Origin of the sequence: Actinomadura sp. J1-007, from assembly GCF_009793335.1 — a bacterium.
Lineage (GTDB): Bacteria > Actinomycetota > Actinomycetes > Streptosporangiales > Streptosporangiaceae > Spirillospora > Spirillospora yumaensis.
Genome location: NZ_WING01000001.1, coordinates 6,316,735 through 6,333,586, shown reverse-complemented (window position 1 = coordinate 6,333,586; position 16,852 = coordinate 6,316,735). Strand labels below are relative to the sequence as shown.

General features: G+C 74.1%; 14 protein-coding genes and 2 pseudogenes. 7 read left to right on the top strand and 9 right to left on the bottom strand.

Annotation, left to right across the window (positions count from 1 at the left end; genetic code table 11):
* Positions 1–2: 2 nt before the first annotated feature.
* The 4 genes and pseudogenes from GEV43_RS51265 to GEV43_RS28730 all read right to left on the bottom strand — a co-directional run.
* Positions 3–416, bottom strand: a pseudogene (locus tag GEV43_RS51265) (DUF305 domain-containing protein); the annotation flags it as partial.
* Between the two features lie 134 nt (positions 417–550).
* A complete protein-coding gene (locus GEV43_RS56375; RefSeq protein WP_375539109.1) occupies positions 551–799 on the bottom strand; it encodes a carbohydrate-binding protein in 249 nt (82 codons plus the stop codon).
* Between the two features lie 57 nt (positions 800–856).
* Positions 857–1,314 (bottom strand): annotated as a pseudogene (locus tag GEV43_RS56370) (lytic polysaccharide monooxygenase); the annotation flags it as partial.
* Positions 1,315–1,488: 174 nt separating this feature from the next.
* Complete coding sequence (locus GEV43_RS28730) at positions 1,489–3,255, bottom strand: chitinase (RefSeq protein WP_206681515.1); 1,767 nt, start codon at positions 3,253–3,255, stop codon at positions 1,489–1,491.
* A gap of 387 nt (positions 3,256–3,642) precedes the next feature.
* Between GEV43_RS28730 and GEV43_RS28725 the strand changes: the two genes are divergently transcribed.
* Positions 3,643–4,395, top strand: coding sequence for a TetR/AcrR family transcriptional regulator (locus GEV43_RS28725; RefSeq protein ID WP_160823358.1), 753 nt, complete (start codon positions 3,643–3,645; stop codon positions 4,393–4,395).
* A gap of 31 nt (positions 4,396–4,426) precedes the next feature.
* On the opposite strand, the gene valS is transcribed toward GEV43_RS28725, so the two are convergent.
* Positions 4,427–7,003 carry a valine--tRNA ligase gene (gene valS / locus GEV43_RS28720; protein ID WP_160823357.1) on the bottom strand — a complete coding sequence of 859 codons (2,577 nt, stop codon included), beginning with the start codon at positions 7,001–7,003 and terminating at the stop codon, positions 4,427–4,429.
* 139 nt (positions 7,004–7,142) lie between these two features.
* On the opposite strand from valS, the gene GEV43_RS28715 reads away from it, so the two are divergent.
* Complete coding sequence (locus GEV43_RS28715) at positions 7,143–7,430, top strand: DUF4235 domain-containing protein (protein ID WP_160824836.1); 288 nt, start codon at positions 7,143–7,145, stop codon at positions 7,428–7,430.
* Between the two features lie 107 nt (positions 7,431–7,537).
* Positions 7,538–8,116: a maleylpyruvate isomerase family mycothiol-dependent enzyme gene (locus tag GEV43_RS28710; protein ID WP_160823356.1), complete on the top strand. Its 579-nt coding sequence runs from the start codon at positions 7,538–7,540 to the stop codon at positions 8,114–8,116.
* 154 nt (positions 8,117–8,270) lie between these two features.
* Here GEV43_RS28710 and GEV43_RS28705 read toward each other — a convergent pair whose 3' ends face one another.
* Complete coding sequence (locus GEV43_RS28705) at positions 8,271–9,107, bottom strand: hypothetical protein (protein ID WP_375539108.1); 837 nt, start codon at positions 9,105–9,107, stop codon at positions 8,271–8,273.
* A 7-nt stretch (positions 9,108–9,114) separates the two neighbouring features.
* Entirely contained in the window at positions 9,115–9,411 is a 297-nt protein-coding gene (locus GEV43_RS28700) for a DUF4193 domain-containing protein (protein ID WP_131740700.1), read from the bottom strand.
* Positions 9,412–9,918: 507 nt separating this feature from the next.
* Between GEV43_RS28700 and GEV43_RS54065 the strand changes: the two genes are divergently transcribed.
* The 4 genes from GEV43_RS54065 to GEV43_RS28685 all read left to right on the top strand — a co-directional run bounded on the left by GEV43_RS54065 (position 9,919) and on the right by GEV43_RS28685 (position 14,569).
* Positions 9,919–11,199: a serine/threonine-protein kinase gene (locus GEV43_RS54065; protein ID WP_302931045.1), complete on the top strand. Its 1,281-nt coding sequence runs from the start codon at positions 9,919–9,921 to the stop codon at positions 11,197–11,199.
* Positions 11,187–11,648, top strand: a complete 462-nt coding sequence (locus GEV43_RS51255) for a hypothetical protein (protein WP_241684130.1) — start codon at positions 11,187–11,189, stop codon at positions 11,646–11,648. Before GEV43_RS54065 ends, GEV43_RS51255 begins: the two co-directional genes overlap by 13 nt.
* A 63-nt stretch (positions 11,649–11,711) precedes the next feature.
* Positions 11,712–12,992, top strand: a complete 1,281-nt coding sequence (locus GEV43_RS54060) for a serine/threonine-protein kinase (RefSeq protein ID WP_302931044.1) — start codon at positions 11,712–11,714, stop codon at positions 12,990–12,992.
* Complete coding sequence (locus GEV43_RS28685; RefSeq protein ID WP_160823355.1) at positions 12,935–14,569, top strand: ABC transporter substrate-binding protein; 1,635 nt, start codon at positions 12,935–12,937, stop codon at positions 14,567–14,569. Before GEV43_RS54060 ends, GEV43_RS28685 begins: the two co-directional genes overlap by 58 nt.
* Before the next feature lie 60 nt (positions 14,570–14,629).
* Here GEV43_RS28685 and GEV43_RS28680 read toward each other — a convergent pair whose 3' ends face one another.
* Positions 14,630–16,084 (bottom strand): HAMP domain-containing sensor histidine kinase, encoded by a 1,455-nt coding sequence (locus tag GEV43_RS28680; protein ID WP_309239885.1) that lies wholly within the window; start codon positions 16,082–16,084, stop codon positions 14,630–14,632.
* The gene (locus GEV43_RS28675; protein ID WP_160823354.1) at positions 16,081–16,734 is read right to left on the bottom strand and encodes a response regulator transcription factor; all 654 of its coding nucleotides are present in this window, start codon (positions 16,732–16,734) and stop codon (positions 16,081–16,083) included. Before GEV43_RS28675 ends, GEV43_RS28680 begins: the two co-directional genes overlap by 4 nt.
* Positions 16,735–16,852: the final 118 nt, after the last annotated feature.

Genomic DNA, 16,852 nt, shown 5'->3' with positions numbered 1-16,852 from the left:
ATCTGCTTGATCTGAGCCGTCCGGGACGCGTCGATGCGCCAGGCCAGCTCGCGCGCCCGGGCGTTGCGGCCCGACCGGGTCTCCAGCCGGGCGATCTGGAGCGCGTCGTCCTGATGGCCGATGAGGACGTTGAGGAAGCGGCGTTCGAAGCCCGCGTCGCGGGACGCGGCCAGGGCGGCGATCTCGCGTTCGGGCGTCATGGGCATCCCGCCGTGCGCGGCGTGGTCGTGCGCCGGCGCGGTGGGCGGGCGGCGCCAGCCGCGCAGCCAGCCCGCCATCGCCCTGACCTCGCCGACCTGCGTCGACTCGATCGCGGCGGCGAGCGTCGCGACCTGCGGCCGGACGGGCCGGCCGCGCGCCAGCCGCGCGATCCGCACGCCCTGCCCGTGGTGCGGCACCAGCATCTGGAGGACCATCACGTCGGTGCCGTTGAACGACCGTCCCGGGCCGGCGCCGCCGCTCCCCCGCGCGCCGCACTGGACGGCGAGCAGGAGGGCGCAGGCCGCGGCCAGCCCGAGGACGGCGTACCTCATCGCGGACCTCCCTGGCCTCAGGCCGTCCGCCACAGCGCGGACGTGCTCGGGGGCTCCCAGCCGGGGATCGCGGTGTGCGCCTGAACGCACTCGTACGAGGCGCCCTGGTACGTCACCCGGTCACCGGCCTTGTAGGCGGTGCCCGCCGCCCACGTCCCGGCCGGCTGGGTGGGCGTGGCCGTCGGGGTCGGCGTGAGGGTCGGCGTGGCGGTGCCGGTCGGCGTCGGCGTGGGCGTCGGGGTGGGGCCGCTCCCGCCGAAGTCCACGTCGGAGCAGGTGTAGAACGCCTCCGCGCTGCCGACGACGCGCTGCCAGATCGAGTAGAGGATGTGCCGGCCGGTGCGCTGCGGGAGGTTGAGCGTCCAGTTGGTGAACGTGGTCGGGTACTGGTGCTCGAACGACTGGAGCGGCACGAGGTCGCCCCAGCGCAGCGGCTGCGACGGGCTCCAGCCGTCGCGGGTGATGTAGAACTCGAAGTTGCTGTTGGAGTGCGGCGCGGTCGCGTGGTAGGTGATCGTCAGCGGGCCCGGGGAGACCCGCTTGGCGGGCCAGTCGGTGCGGGCGAGGTCCAGCCCCGGTACTTGGCCCGGCCCGCGCTGCACAGCTGCCCGTCCGGGATGATCTGGCGGTGCCGGCCGCCGGCGTCGAGCAGCGACACCTCGTTCCAGTCGTAGAACGCCTGGGTGCCGGACGCCGCGACGGCCGCCTTGCACGCGTCGGACTTCGGCTTCTCGGGGCCTTCGTTCTTGCAGACGTAGACGCGGCTCGCCGGGTCGGACATGGTGCCGTGCGCCGAGGCGGGCACGGCCTGGCCGACCACGGCGAGCACGGACGTGACCGGGACGGCGGCTGCCGCCAGCGCGACCTTCGATCGGGTACGCATCGCATCGCTCCGTTCGGGGACGGGTTCGGAGACCTGGTGGGGCGGAGGCGGGGGGCGGGTCGGGGGCGGGCGTCAGGGGAGGGCGTTGAGGAACGGCTCGTGGTTGTTCATGAACTCCCAGCCGAAGTAGCGGTCCCAGTTGATCGACCAGGTCATGAGGCCGCGCAGCGAGGGCGACGGGCCGCCGCGCAGCGTGTAGCCGCCGCACTGCTGGCCCTTGGCCAGGCAGGTGAGGGCCTGCTGCACCCCTGCGACCGAGGTGTGGCCGTTGCCGGCGCTCGGCGCGGCCGGGACGCCGAAGCCGATCTGGTCCTCGCGCAGGCCGGGGAACGTGTGGCCGGTCCTGGCGACGGGGAACCCGGCCTTCAGCATGTCGGTCATCGCGATGTGGAAGTCGGCGGAGCCCATCGTGTGGTACTGGCCGTCCAGGCCGGTCACGGGGCCGGAGTTGTAGTCCTGCACGTGCAGCACGGTGAGGATGTCGCGCAGGGCGTGGATGACGGGCAGGTACGCGCCGGTCCTCGGGTCGCCGCCGCCCGTCTGGCCGTAGAACTGGTAGCCGACCTGGACGAAGAACGTCTCGGGCGCCATCGTCAGGACGAACCCGTCGCCGTACCTGGCCTTCAGCGCGCGCACCGCCGCGATCAGGTTGGTGATCACGGGGGTCTTCGGGGCGCGGAAGTCGGAGTCGCCCGCGTCCAGCGACAGCGAGTTGCCCTCGAAGTCGATGTCGACGCCGTCGAGGTGGAAGCGGTCGATGATGGCGCCGACCGAGCGGACGAACGCGTCGCGGGCGGCGGTCGTGGTGAGCCGCACCTGGCCGTTCTGGCCGCCGATCGACAGCAGCACCTTCTTGCCCTGCGCCTGCTTGGCGCGGATCGCGGCGACGAAGTCCGCCTCGCTCTCCACCCCGGGGCACTCGCTCGCCGGGCACAGGTTGAAGCGGACGTCGCCGGAGGTCGGCGAGGTCGGCTCGCCGAACGCGAGGTTGATGATGTCCCACGCCGCCGGGACGTCGGCCATCTTCATGTAGCCGGAGCCGTTGGCGAAGCTGGCGTGCAGGTAGCCGATCAGCGCGTGCTTCGGCAGCCCGGTGTCGGGGCAGCCCGTCGTCGTCCCGCTGACCGGCTCCGACCTCGCCGACTCGCCCGCGTCGTTGTACGCCGCGACGGTGTAGGTGTGGGAGGAGCAGGCCGCGAGACCGCTCACCGTCGCCGACGTCCCCGAGGCGGTGGACGCGACGGCCTTGTCGCCCTCGTAGACGCGGTACCCGCCGACCGTGCCGGACGCGGCCCCCCATGACAGCGCGATCGAGGAGTCGGAGACCGTCCCGAGCCTCGGCGTCCCGGGCGTCCCCGGCGCGCCGGGCTGCTGGGGCCCGCCGGGGCCGTCGAGCTCGACGTCGTCGGCGTTGTAGGTCCCGCTGCCGTACCAGCCGTGCAGGAAGATCTGCGCGGAGGTCTGGCCCGCTCCAGTGGTGAACGCGACGCTGAGCCTGGTGTAGGAGGAGGCGGACGGCGTCCAGGTCTGCGGGCCGCCGTCCACGCCGAGGTAGACGTAGCCGCCGCGCACCCAGGCCGACAGGGTGTACGCGGTGGACGGCTTGACGGCGACCGTCTGCGTGCACCGCGCGTTGTCGGTCGAGGTGGCGGTCGCGGCGAGGGCGTACGCGCCCGTGCGCACCGGGCTGGTGACCGCCGAGCCGGCGCCGCCCGAGCACGACCAGCCGGCCACCGACCCGGCCTCGAACCCCGGATTGCTGAGGATGTTGCCGGCCCGGGCGGACGCGGCGCCGAGGGGGGCGACGGCGGCCGCCGCCGCGACGGCGGCGGACAGCATGACGGACAAGCCTCGTGATCGCAGGGAAGGCGCGTGGGAACGCCGCATTACTCACTCCAAGGATTTCGGTAGGACGGAACCCCCGAACCCCGAGTCAGTACTAATTAGGAAGCTTTCCTATAAATTTGAATGAACACTAACCAGCAGGTCAACGGCCCGCAAGCCCCCACCGCACCGGGCATGGCTCCCTCCGCGGCAACCACCGCAGGTCTGATACCGAACCACCCCGCGACCGTGGAAAGATTGGCATCTACTGCCAGCGCGGAGCCCTGGGGAATGGCAACTCCGCCTTCCCCGCCACCGCCGGGAGGCCCCGCGCGGGCTACCGGGACGGCCCGGCGCCGACTACCCTGGCCGGGCCCTGGACGAAGGCCGGAAGGGAACGCGATGGTCGCCGAGGACGCGCCGGAGGCCGCGACCGCGCCCGGTGCCGCGCGCGGCGCCCCCGCTCCGCGACCCGCGACCCGGCGCGGCAGGGCCCCGGCGCGCGACGGCGGCCGGGGCGAGGCCCGGCGCGGCGCGATCCTGGAGGCGGCCTCGGCGCTGTTCGCCGACCGGCCCTACGACCTGCTGTCCATCGACGAGATCGCGGCCGAGGCCGGGGTCGCCAAGGGCCTGATCTACTACTACTTCGGCAGCAAGCGCGGCCTGTTCCTCGCCGTCATCGAGAACGCCGCCGAGTCGCTCAACGCGCTCGCCGAGGAGTTCGACGGCCTGTCCCCCACCGACCGGCTGATCCGCACGCTCGACGGGTTCCTGGGGTGGGCCGAGTCGCACCGGTCGGCGTTCCAGACCGTGACGAGCGGCGGCGTCGGCGTCGACACCGAGGTCGTCGGCCTCTACCACCGCGCCCGCCGCCGCCTGCTCGCCGCCATGTCGTACGGCCTGATCGGCGACGTCACGCCGCGCCCCGCGCTGCGCGTCGCCCTCGAAGGCTGGCTGTCGTTCGTCGAGGGCGCGGCGGTGTCGTGGCTCGGCGCGCACGACCTCACCCGCGAGGAGGTGCGCGACCTGTCGGTGCGCGTGCTCGGCGGCGTGCTCCAGGCGGTCGGCGCCACCGACCCCGACGCCGACCGCCCCGCCGCGCCCCGAGACCCGCCCGGACCGCCCGCCCCACCCGAACCCGCGGGCGCGGGCTAGGCGGTCGGGGCGGCTCAGGCGGTCGGGCGGCTCAGGCGGTCGGGGCGAGGGTGACGTCCACCGACAGCTCGGCGGGGGCGTCCTCCAGCGCGAGGTCGGCGATGCGGCCCGCCGCCGCGAGGTCGCCGCGCGCGACGTGCGCGACCTGCGACCCGCGGACGACGGCGCGCGAGACGTCCGCGCGCATCGACGCCTTCGCGGCCGACTTCGCCTTGCGGATCTGGCGCAGCGCCTCGCCCGTCGCCGCCAGGACGGCCGGGTCGCCTCCGGCGGGCAGCTCGGACGCCTCCGGCCACGCGGCGCGGTGCACCGAGCCCCGCCGCCACCACGACCAGACCTCCTCGGTCACGAACGGCAGGACGGGCGCGAACAGCCGCAGCATGACCGACAGCGCGGTGCGCAGGGCGGCGCGGGCCGACCGCGCCTCGGCGCCCTCCCCGTACGCGCGGGCCTTGACCAGCTCCAGGTAGTCGTCGCAGAACTCCCAGAAGAACCGCTCGGTCCGTTCGAGCGCGCGCGTGTAGTCGTAGCCCTCGAACGCGGCCGTCGCCTCGTCGACGACCGAGGACAGCGCGGCGAGCATCGCGAGGTCGAGCGGCTCGGTGACGGCCCCGCCCCCGTCCGCGCCGTCCGCGCCGTCCGTGCCGTCCGTGCCTTCCGCGCCGTCCGCGCCGTCGCCGCCGAAGCCGAGCACGAACTTCGACGCGTTCAGGATCTTGATGGCGAGGCGGCGGCCGACCTTGATCTGGCCGGTGTCGAACGCGGTGTCGGTGCCGGGCCGGCCGTTCGCCGACCAGTAGCGGACGGCGTCGGAGCCGTACTCCTCCAGCAGCGCGATCGGCGTGACCACGTTGCCCTTGGACTTGGACATCTTCTTGCGGTCCGGGTCGAGGATCCAGCCGGACAGCGCGGTGTCGGTCCACGGCAGCGAGCCGTTCTCCAGGTGCGCGCGGACGACCGTGGAGAACAGCCAGGTGCGGATGATGTCGTGGGCCTGCGGGCGCAGGTCGAACGGGAAGACGCGGCCGAACAGGTCGGCGTCGCGCTCCCAGCCGCCCGCGATCTGCGGCGTGAGCGACGAGGTCGCCCAGGTGTCCATGACGTCCGGGTCGCCCATGAACCCGTTGGGCTTGCCGCGCTGGTCCTCGGTGAACGCCGGCGGCACGTCGCTGGACGGGTCGACGGGCAGCGCGTCCTCCGGCGGCGTGATCGGCTCGTCGTAGACCGGCTCGCCGGACGCGTCCAGCCGGTACCAGACCGGGATCGGGACGCCGAAGAACCGCTGCCGGGAGATCAGCCAGTCGCCGTTCAGGCCCTCCACCCAGTTCTCGTACCGGGCGCGCATGTAGGGCGGGTGCCACTCCAGCTCGCGGCCGCGCAGGATCAGCTCGGCGCGGATCTCCGGGTCGCGCCCGCCGTTGCGGATGTACCACTGCCGGGTGGTGACGATCTCCAGGGGCTTGGAGCCCTTCTCGTAGAACTTCACCGGCCGGCTGATCTTTCGCGGCTCGCCGTCCAGGTCGCCGGACTCGCGCAGCAGCTCCACCACGCGCTCCTTGGCGGAGAACACCGTCTTGCCCGCCAGCTCGCCGTACGGCGAGGCGGGCACGCCCTGCGGCGGGTCGGCGGCGAGCCGGCCGTCCCAGTCCACGATCGCGCGGGTGGGCAGGTCCAGCTCGCGCCACCACGTCACGTCGGTGACGTCGCCGAACGTGCAGATCATCGCGATGCCGGAGCCCTTGTCGGGCTCGGCGAGGCGGTGCGCGAGCACGGGGACCTCGACGCCGAACAGCGGCGTGCGGACCGTCGTGCCGAACAGCTCGCGGTAGCGCTCGTCGTCCGGGTGCGCGACCAGCGCGACGCACGCGGGCAGCAGCTCGGGACGGGTCGTCTCGATGTAGACGGGCCGGTCGGGGCCGTGGAAGCGCAGGCGGTAGAACGCGCCGGGCTGCTCGCGGTCCTCCAGCTCGGCCTGCGCGACGGCCGTGCGGAACGTGACGTCCCAGAGCGTCGGCGCCTCCGACAGGTACGCCTCGCCGCGCCGCAGGTTGCGCAGGAACGCCCGCTGCGACGCGGCCCGCGAGTCGCGCCCGATCGTGGTGTAGAGGTGCGACCAGTCGACCGACAGGCCGACGCGGCGCCACATCTCCTCGAACGCCTTCTCGTCGACCTCGGTGAGCCGCTCGCACAGCTCGATGAAGTTGCGGCGCGACACCGGGAGCTGGCGCTTCGGGTCGGGCTTCGCGGGCGGCTCGAAGGACGGGTCGTACGGCAGGGACGGGTCGCAGCGCACCCCGAAGTGGTTCTGCACGCGGCGCTCGGTCGGCAGGCCGTTGTCGTCCCAGCCCATCGGGTAGAAGACCTCGCGCCCGCGCATCCGCCGGTAGCGCGCGACCGCGTCGGTGTGGGTGTAGGAGAACACGTGCCCGACGTGCAGGGAGCCGCTGACCGTGGGCGGCGGCGTGTCGATCGAGTAGACGTCGGCGCGCGGCCTCGTACGGTCGAAGCGGTAGGTGCCCTCGTCGTCCCAGCGGCGTACCCACTTCTCCTCCAGGCCGTCCAGGGAGGGCTTGGCAGGGACGTTCGGCGTACGCGGCTGATCTGTCATGGCCCAATGGTATTGACATCGGGACGGCCCGCATGCCGATCGCGGGCGCGCCCGTCCGCGCGCCGCATGTGATCACCTCCGCCGCCCGGGGCATGAGGTTCCGGTAGCGTCGGACCGACAGGACGACTGGAGGACCATGATGGCGGACAAGGGCGACATCGGGTGGCGCGTGGTCTCGGGCGTCGCCGCCTTCGCGGGCGGCTTCGTCGCGAAGAAGGCGATCACGCTCGCCTGGAAGAAGAGCACCGGCAAGGAGCCGCCGACCAACCCCGAGTCGCCCGACGTCGCGCTCGCCGAGGCGATCGGCTGGGCCGTGGTGATGGGCGTCGGCATGGAGGTGGCGCGGCTGATCGCCACCCGGGCGGCGGCGCGGCAGTGGGCCAAGGGCACCGGCGAGCTCCCGTCGCATTTCAAGACGGAGGCGTGACCGGCTGAGGGCGCCCCGCCTCCTATTGGATGGGGGGTCCAGTCCTTGCCCTCGCAAGCACCTGCGTATCGTGGTCGGTCCCGGCGTGACGAAAGGGACCGACCACGATGCGTTTCCCGTACGAGGACGAGCTGCGTGCCGAGCGCTTCCGGCTGATCGAGACCCTCGAAGGGCTGTCGGACGAGGAGTTCGACTCGGGCACGACCCTGTGCGAGGCGTGGTCGCCCCGCGACGTCCTCGGCCACGTGATCGGGCTCGACTACCTCGCCACGTACCTGCCGTACGGCCCCCGGATCAACGACGCCAACCAGGCCCAGGCCGACCGCGCCCGCCGGATGCCGCGCGAGCGCCTCATGGAGTGGGCCCGCGACCGGGCCGCCAACCCGTCGCTCACCACGCGCCTCGCCGCCGGGGTGCTGCTCGGCGACCTCGGCACGCACCACCAGGACATCGTCCGGGGGCTCGGCCGGACCCGCGAGGTGCCCGACGTCGTCGCCACCGCGATCTTCCGCGAGGGGCTCCAGCTCAGCCTGTGGCTGAACCGCCGCGTCCTGCGCCACCGCCTCGTCCCGACCGACGGCGGGCGCCCGGTGGGCCGCGGTCCGGAGGTGCGCGGGCCCCGCGAGGCGCTCGGGCTCTGGCTGTCCGGCCGCGACTCCGCGGCCGAGGACCTCGCGTTCGCCTGACGTACGGCGGAGAGCGGGGATGGACGGCGAACGGCGGCCGAACCGGCGTTCACCCGCGGCGCGCCGCCGGGACGGGGCGTCCCATGGCGGCGGTGCGCGGCGGGCGGACGGACCGGCCGGCGCCTCGCAGGGGGTGGGCGGGCGCCGGCGTGGATCATTCGGGGAGGCGCGGGTTCTCGCCCGGCAGCGGGGGCTGGGGTGCCGCCGGGGAGGTGGAGCGCAGGTCGTTGCGGACCGTCGCGGCGAGCCGCTTGGTGGCGGTCCGGTTGAGCGCCGCTCCGGCCGCCGCCCCGGTGAGGAACGGGCCGAGCGTGGTCATGCTGCGCCCGAGGGTGCGCAGCAGCCGTTTTCGCAGGGCCGACTTCGCGGCCGACCCGAGCGCGCCGGTCAGGGACCCGCCCTCCAGGGGGTTGATCCCGCGCTGTTTGGCCCAGGAGGTGAGGAACGCGGCGCCGCGCGCGGTGCCGGAGCCCTGGACGCTGACGCCGTACACCTCGTGCAGTTCGGCCAGGAGCTTCACCTCGACGGCCGCCACGACCAGGGTCTCGGCGGCCAGCTGGGCGGGGGCGGTCAGCAGCAGGGGCGGGGCCGTGAACTCGACCGCCGCCAGTGCGCCGCCGGCCGCGCCGACGGCGGTGGTGCTGTTGCTGGCCACCTTGACCAGGCTGTCGGCGAGTTCCTCGCCCTCCAGGCCGTGGTGGTGGGCCCGCAACGTCTCCAGGTCGCGGATCGGTATGTGCGGCGCGGCGGCGACGAGCAGGTCGGCCAGCCATCTGCCGCGCGCGACGCCCGCGGCGCCCGCCCGGCGCGCGCTCTGCCCGAGCAGCCGGGCGAGCCGCCCGAGCAGGCGGCCGCGGGTCTCGCGGTCCATCCCGTCGTCGCCGGAGAGCCGTCCGATCAGCTCGCCGATCTCCGTGGAGCCGTCGCCCTGCGCCGGCTCCACCTCGCGGTCGTTCTCGTCTCTCGGTTCGAGGTCTCCCGTCACCGGCAGCTCCCGGTCAGGCGGCGCACTCGCGGCAGATCGGCTGGCCGTTCTTCTCGGTGGCCAGCTGGCTGCGGTGGTGCACCAGGAAGCACCGGGTGCAGGTGAACTCGTCGGCCTGCCGCGGAACCACCCGGAAGGTGAGCTCCTCGTTGGACAGGTCGGCGCCCGGCAGCTCGGCGACCTCGCCGGCGTCCAGGTCCTCGTCGATGATGCTCGCGGCCTTGTCCGCTCGGCGGGCCTGGAGCTCCTGGAGGCTGTCCTCGTTGAGGTCGTCGTCTGTCTTGCGTGGGCTGTCGTAATCGGTCGCCATCTTGTGTCTCCATCCCCCTCAGTGCTTTATGCGCCCCGTCGCGCGGATCTAACGCACGGGGGCCTTTCTTGTGCCCGATCCGGGCGGGAAATTCTGTCACGGGCGGTGACCTGCGACACACGAGGCGCGACCGCCCCCACGAGTGACACCCATCACCTGGAACGAACGCGAGCAAATGTGTCGTACTTCACATACCCGGACGGTCATCACGACCTTGATCGGGGCCGGGACGCCCCGCCCAGGCATCCCACGGCGGCGGGATCATATCGGTCCCCGGACGGTTGTGCGCGCCGCCCCGCCCGCGCCGCGCGCCGCCGGTTCGAACGGGCTGGTGGACCGGCGAACCGGACACGGCAGTGAAACGTCTGAAGTAACGCGATAATGTGCCCGCCTGAGGTCGGGCGCGGGCCCCCGCGGCGGGGCGTCCCGACGATGCTCGGTGGCGGTCCCGCACGGGGGTTCGCGCACACTATCGCGGTACATCACTGCGGGTCACTGGAGGGTCAGATGCCGGATGCCGCTCCGCTGGAGCCAGGCGATCCCCGGGCGCTGGGACAGTACGAGGTCGTCGGGCGGCTGGGGGCGGGCGGCCAGGGCGCGGTCTTCCTCGGCAGGTCGGCGGGCGGCGAGCACGTCGCCATCAAGCTCCTGCACGCCCAGATGGCCAGCGACCCCGCCGCGCGGGCGCGCTTCACGCGCGAGGTCTCGGCGGCGCAGCGGGTCGAGCCGTTCTGCACCGCGCGGGTCCTGGAGGCCGACGTCCAGGGCGACCAGCCGTACGTCGTCAGCGAGTTCATCGACGGCCCGTCCCTGCACGACGTGGTCGCGCACAACGGCCCGCTCGGGGCCGCCGAGCTGGAACGGCTCGCGATCGGCACGGTGACGGCGCTCGCCGCCATCCACGAGGCCGGGATCGTCCACCGCGACTTCAAGCCCAACAACGTCATGCTGGCGTCCGACGGGCCCCGCGTGGTCGACTTCGGCATCGCCCGCACGGTCAACTCGCAGGAGAGCGCGGTCACCGCGACGGGCATGGTCGTCGGGACGCCCGGCTACCTGGCGCCCGAGCAGCTCACCGGCGCGCCGCTCACGCCCGCGGTCGACATCTTCGCCTGGGGCGCGACGATGGTGTTCGCCGCGACCGGCCAGTCGCCGTTCGAGGCCGACACCCTCCCGGTGATCATCAACCGGATCCTGAACGAGGAGCCGGACCTGTCGGCGCTGCCCGCCGGGCCGGTGCGCGACCTGGTCGCCCGCTGCCTGTCCAAGGACGCCGGGCTGCGCCCGCCCGCCGCGCAGCTCCTGCTGAACCTGCTCGGCCACGTCGGCGCCGCCCCGTCCAACCCGGCCGCCGACCAGGAGGAGCTGCTCAACCAGGGCACCCGGATCGCCGCCCAGCTCCCCGCCCCGCCGCCGCCCCGGCACGGGTACGCGCCGCCGCAGCAGTCGATCACGCCGCCCCCGATGCCGATGAACCAGGGCGGGATGCCCCGGGCATGCAGCAGGGCGGCATGCAGCAGGGCGGTATGCCGCAGGGCATGGGCGGCCCGGCCACACCGCCGCCCCAGCCGATCACCCCGCCGCCGATGGCGATGCCGATGTACCAGGGCGGCCCTCCGCAGTCGCCGACGACGCCGCCGCCGATGCACATGCAGCAGGGCCCGATCGGGCCGCGCCCGCCGGGCCCGCCCGGTCCGCCCGGCCCCGTCCCGCCGTACGGGCAGGGCCGCCGGCAGGGCGGCGGCAGCGGCCCGGTCATCGCGATCGGCTGCGGCGTGCTGGCGCTGATCGCGATCATCGTGGTGGTCGTGCTCGTGGTGGTGGCCAACGGCGACGACGACGATCCGGTCATCCCGCGGTACACGCCGTCCTTCACGTACACGCCGCGGACGCCCTACACGCCGCCGACCGGTGGGACGGGGGCGCGGGTCCCGCTGGACTTCGTCGGGGTCTGGAAGGGCACCGGCTACCAGGGCAGCAGCACCTGGCAGGTGCAGTACAACCTGCTGACCACGATCGGGACGGTGCGCTACACCTCGGGCTCCGACTGCATGGGGACGCTGCGTCCCGAGGAGGGCGCGACGTCCACCACCGCGACGTACCGGATCACCATCGTCAGCGGGAGCTGCATGTCGGGGTACGTGACGTTCAGGAAGGTCAGCGACACCTCGCTGCGGTTCGAGGAGAAGCGGACGCCGACCAGCACGCCCGTCGCGACCGGGACGGTGCGCAAGTGACCCTCTAGGGTCCGCCGCCCCCTTTCCCCGTCCCCCGGATCCCGCGCCCCCGGAAGGAATCCGATGCCAGAGGTCGCCCCGCTGCGGGCGGGTGATCCCGACCGCCTCGGCCCGTACCGGCTGACCGGACTGCTCGGGCAGGGCGGCCAGGGCGCGGTCTACCTCGCCGAGGTGGAGCCGGGCGGGCCGCTGGACGCCGGGCCGGAGCAGCGCGTCGCGGTGAAGCTGCTGCACGCGCGGTTCAGCGGCGACCCGAAGGCGCGGTCGCGGTTCGCGGCGGAGCTGGACGTCGCGCGCCGCGTCGCGCCGTTCTGCACGGCGCGGATCCTGGACGCCGACGTCGAGGGCGACCGGCCGTACATCGTCAGCGAGTACATCGACGGGCCGTCGCTGTCGGCGGTGCTGGCGGAGGCGGGCCCGCGGCACGGCGCCGAGCTGGACCGGATCGCGATCGGCACGATGACCGCGCTCGCCGCGATCCACCAGGCGGGGGTCGTGCACCGCGACTTCAAGCCGGCCAACGTGCTGCTCGCGGCCGACGGCCCGCGCGTGATCGACTTCGGCATCGCCCGCGCGCTGGACGCGACCGGCACGCTGTCCAGCACCGCCGTCGGTACGCCCGCCTACATGGCGCCCGAGCAGATCTCCGGCGCGCCGGTCGGCCCGGAGGCCGACGTGTTCGCCTGGGGCGCGACGATGGTCTACGCGGCGGGCACCCGCCCGGCGTTCGGGCAGGACTCGATCCCGGCGGTCATGCACCGCATCCTCAACCTCCCGCCGGACCTCGGCGCCCTCTTCGAGCCGCTGAGGTCGCTCGTGGCGGACTGCCTCAGCAAGGACCCGAACCTGCGGCCGTCCTCCCACCAGGTCCTCGTACGGCTGCTGAGCCTCGCCGGGAGCCTGCCCGGGGCCGCGGGTGGCGGGAACGGCGCCCGCGACGCGGCGGTGCTGAACCAGGGCGCGGAGGCGGCGGCGACGAGCACCCGCCTGCGCCAGGTCATCGCGCCGCCGCAGGGCTTCCCCGGGCAGCCGCCCGCGCCCGGACCTCCGGGCGGCCCGCACCCGTCGCTCCCGGCCCCGGCCCCTCCGCCGACGCCGTGGGCGCGGCCTTCGCCGGACGTGCAAGCGCCTGCGGCGAGCACGTGGCCGCCGCAGGACGCGCCCGCCTCGGCGGGGAGCAACTGGCCGTCGCAGGACACGGCGCCCGGCAGCCCGCAGACGACGCGGCCCCCGACGCCTCGCGGCCGCCGTCCGCGTCGCGGCCCCGGCGCGGGCCCCGCGTCGGGGTGCTCGCGGGGGCGGGCAGCGCGGCGCTGGTGGCGCTGGTCGTCCTGGGCAGCGTGATCGCCGTCCAGCTCCGCGAGTCGGACGGCAAGGACCCCGCCCCGGCGCCCGGCAGGGTCGGCGGGGAGCTGCGCACGGTGTTCCAGACCGTCGGCGAGTCGGGCGAGCTGGACCCGTCCCACTCGCTGCTCGGCACCCGCAAGTTCATCTCCAAGCAGCTTTTCACCGGACTGGTCGAGACGGCGCCGGACGGGTCCGCGCGCTACCGGCTGGCCACGTCGATCACCCCCGACGCGACCTGCACCCGGTGGACGATCGCCCTCAAGACGGGCACCCGGTTCAGCGACGGCGAGCCCGTGGACGCCGAGTCGTTCGCGCGCGGGTGGGCGCGCGCCGCCGCGGTGCCGGGCTCCGCCGCGCCGTACCTGATGAACGACATCAAGGGCTTCCCCGAGGTGTCGGGCGCCAAGAAGGCCGAGTCGCTGTCGGGCGTCCAGGCGTCGGGCGGGACGCTGCGGGTCGAGCTGACCTCGCCCAACTGCGAGTTCGCCGCGCGCCTCGGCGACCCGGTGTTCTCGCCCGTCCCGCGGAAGGCGGGCCGGGCCGACAACGCCGCCTACAATCTGAACCCGGTCGGGAACGGGCCGTTCAAGATCCAGGCGTCGCAGAAGGACCGCGCGCTGACGCTCGTCCGCAACGAGGCGTGGGCGTTCGGCAAAACCAAGCTCGACCGGGTCCTGCTGAAGCTGTCGGACGACACCACGGCGATCGGCCGGGCGGGCGCGGCGGCGGGCGAGGTCGACTGGGCGCCGATCGAGCAGGACGGGCTGGTCTCGGCCCGCTCGCGCAGGGGCCTGATCACGCACTCGACGCCGTTCTCGCGGATGCTGGTGCCGCTGACCGCGCGCGGGCCGATGAAGAGCCGGGAGGCGCGGCAGGCCGTGTCGTACGCGCTGGACCGCACGGCGATCAGCAACGCGCTGTACGGCGGGGTCTACCAGCCCGCGCACGGCATCGTCCCGGCGGGCATCCCCGGGTTCGGCGCGGCGGGGCGGTGCGCGTCCTGCGACGCGTCCGACCAGGTGAAGGCGAGGGACCTCGCCGCGCGGGCCCGGCTCGGGCCCGAGACCAAGCTCAATCTCTACATCCAAAACACCGACGCGCACCGCAGGATGGGCGCGGTCGTGCGGGACCGCGTGCGGCAGGTGCTCGGGTGGACGGTCGAGCTGAAAACCGTCAAGGCGTTCGACTACCGGGCGATCCGCAAGACGGTCACGGCCAAGGACGCGTCGGGGCTGCTGTTCTACCCCTGGGGGCCGGACTACCCGGCTCCGTACACGATGCTGCGCCCGCTGCTCGCGGGCGACCTGGTGGCCACGCCGAGCAACGCCTACACCAACTTCGCCGGCTGGCGGAACGGGCGGTTCGACGAGCTGCTGGCGCGCGGCGTCCGGGAGCCGGACGCGACCAAGCGCACCCGGGTCTTCCAGGAGGCCGAGAAGATCGCGCTCGACGACATGGCGCTGATCCCGGTGGTGAACGACGGCCGCGCGGCGGAGGCGCCGGCGAACCGCTTCGTCGGCCTCGGCATGGACTACGACGGCGACCCGACCGTGGCGTCCGCGGCCCTGAGATGACGCCTGCGCCCCGCCCGCGGCCACGGTGCGGCCGAAGGGCGGCCGAGGAGCGGGCGGCGGTCAGGCGAGGGTGCCGGGGGCGAGCGGGAGCCGGACGGTGACGATCAGCCCGCCGCCCTGCCGCGGCGCCGCGTACACGGTGCCCCGGTGCGCCAGCACGACCGACCGGACGATCGACAGGCCGAGCCCCGCGCCCTTGGCCGACCCGACGCGGTCGGAGTTCAGCCGCCGGAACGGCTCGAACAGCCGGTCGACCTCGTAGGCGGGCACGGCGGGGCCGGTGTTCTCGACCTGGACGGTGGCGTAGCCGTCGAGGAGCCCGGTGCGGACCCAGACCTCGCCGCCGTCCTCGTTGTGCTTGATCGCGTTGTCGACGAGGTTGGACACCAGGTGCTCCAGCAGCACCGGGTCGCCGAGCGCCGTCCCGGACGTCAGCTCGGGGTGGACGGTCACCTCGTTGTCGTGCTCGCGGCGGCCGGACTGCTCCAGCACCTGCGCCGCGACCTCGGCGAGGTCGGCGGGCGCGCGGGCGGTCAGCTCCCGCTCGCTGCGGGCCAGGAGCAGCAGGCCCTCGATGAGCCGCTCGTGCCGGGCGTTGGTGGCCAGCAGCGTCCGGCCGACCGCGCGCAGGTCGTCGGAGACCTCGGGGTCGCCGAGCGCCACCTCCAGCAGCGTCCGGTTGATCGCGAGGGGCGTGCGCAGCTCGTGCGAGGCGTTGGCGACGAACCGGCGCTGGGAGTCGAACGCCTGCGCGAGCCGTTCCAGCATCGCGTCGAACGTGTCGGCCAGCTCCTTGATCTCGTCGTCGGGGCCCTCCAGCGCGACCCGCTCGTGCAGGTCGCTCTCCGACAGCCGGCGCGCGGTCGCGGTGACCCGCTGCAACGGGCTGAGGGCGCGGTCGGCGACGAAGTAGCCGAGCACGAGCGCGATGATGCCCACCCCGGCGAGCGCGACCAGCGACCGGCCGAGGAGCTGCTTCATCGTCAGCTCCTTCAGCACCTCGGTGTTGATCACCCGGCCGCCGGAGTACATCAGCCCGTCCGGCAGCACCGAGTCGAGGATCGACCCGACCAGCAGGTACGTCACGAACAGCAGCAGCGCCCCGGCCATCAGGAACAGCAGCCCGTACAGCACGGTGAGGCGCAGCCGCACGCTCACCCGGCTCGGCAGCGCCCGGACGTCGGCGACGAACGACCCGCCGTGGCGGCGGAACCCCCTGCCGCCGCCCTTGCCCCCGGCCTGCGGGAGCCGCTGCGGCCCGGTGCCGCCGTGCCAGGCCCCCGCCGGGATCGGCCCGGTGGTGGACGAGGACGGCGTCCGCCACTGCCCGGGGGACGTCGCACCGGACGGCCCCGCGCCCGCCCCGGACGGCCCCGCGCCCGCGCCGGACGGGCCCGCGCCCGAGGAGGACGGGCCGGACAGGCCCGCGGAGGTCGCACTGGACGCGGGTCCACCGCCGGAGGCGCCGTCGCGCCCGCCGCCCGCCGGGCCGCCCGGCTTCCGTTCGGAGGTCACAGCCGGTACCCCACCCCGGGCACCGTCTCGATCACCGGCGGGTCGCCCAGCTTCTTGCGCAAGGTCATCATCGTGACGCGGACCACGTTGGTGAACGGGTCGATGTGCTCGTCCCACGCCTTCTCCAGGAGCTGCTCGGAGCTGACGACCGCGCCGTCCGCGCTGAGCAGCACCTCCAGCACCGCGAACTCCTTGCGGGTCAGCTCGACCTCGCGGCCGTCGCGCAGCACCTCGCGGCGGGCCGGGTCGAGCGCGATCCCGGCGCGCTCCAGGACGGGCGGCAGCGGCGCGGCGGCGCGGCGGCCGAGGGCCCGCACCCGCGCGATCAGCTCGGCGAACGCGAACGGCTTCGGCAGGTAGTCGTCGGCGCCGATGGACAGCCCCTCGACCTTGTCGTCCAGCTCGCCCGCGGCGGTCAGCATGATGATCCGCGCGGGGTAGCGCTTGGCGACCAGCTCGGCGCACACGTCGTCGCCGTGCACCTTGGGCAGGTCACGGTCCAGGACGATCACGTCGTACTCGTTGACGCCCGCCCGTTCCAGCGCGCCCGCGCCGTCGTAGGCCACGTCGACCGCGAGGGCCTCGCGGCGCAGGCCGGTGGCGATCGCGTCGGCGAGCACCCGCTCGTCCTCGACGACTAGAACACGCACTGCGTCCCCTTCCAGCTCGGACGTCACCAGGTATGCCACGGGCTCCGTAAGACGCTCGTAAGCACCCGTTCAGGATGCCGTCGCGCGCCCCCCGGGCACGGCCGCGAGATCGGGTTGC

Coding starts and splice junctions, on each gene's coding strand:
- GEV43_RS28730 (WP_206681515.1), bottom strand. CDS start 3,255: ATGCTGTCCGCCGCCGTCGCGGCGGCGGCCGCCGTCGCCCCCCTCGGC.
- valS (WP_160823357.1), bottom strand. CDS start 7,003: ATGACAGATCAGCCGCGTACGCCGAACGTCCCTGCCAAGCCCTCCCTG.
- GEV43_RS54060 (WP_302931044.1), top strand. CDS start 11,712: ATGCCAGAGGTCGCCCCGCTGCGGGCGGGTGATCCCGACCGCCTCGGC.
- GEV43_RS28700 (WP_131740700.1), bottom strand. CDS start 9,411: ATGGCGACCGATTACGACAGCCCACGCAAGACAGACGACGACCTCAAC.
- GEV43_RS28725 (WP_160823358.1), top strand. CDS start 3,643: ATGGTCGCCGAGGACGCGCCGGAGGCCGCGACCGCGCCCGGTGCCGCG.
- GEV43_RS54065 (WP_302931045.1), top strand. CDS start 9,919: ATGCCGGATGCCGCTCCGCTGGAGCCAGGCGATCCCCGGGCGCTGGGA.
- GEV43_RS28715 (WP_160824836.1), top strand. CDS start 7,143: ATGGCGGACAAGGGCGACATCGGGTGGCGCGTGGTCTCGGGCGTCGCC.
- GEV43_RS28710 (WP_160823356.1), top strand. CDS start 7,538: ATGCGTTTCCCGTACGAGGACGAGCTGCGTGCCGAGCGCTTCCGGCTG.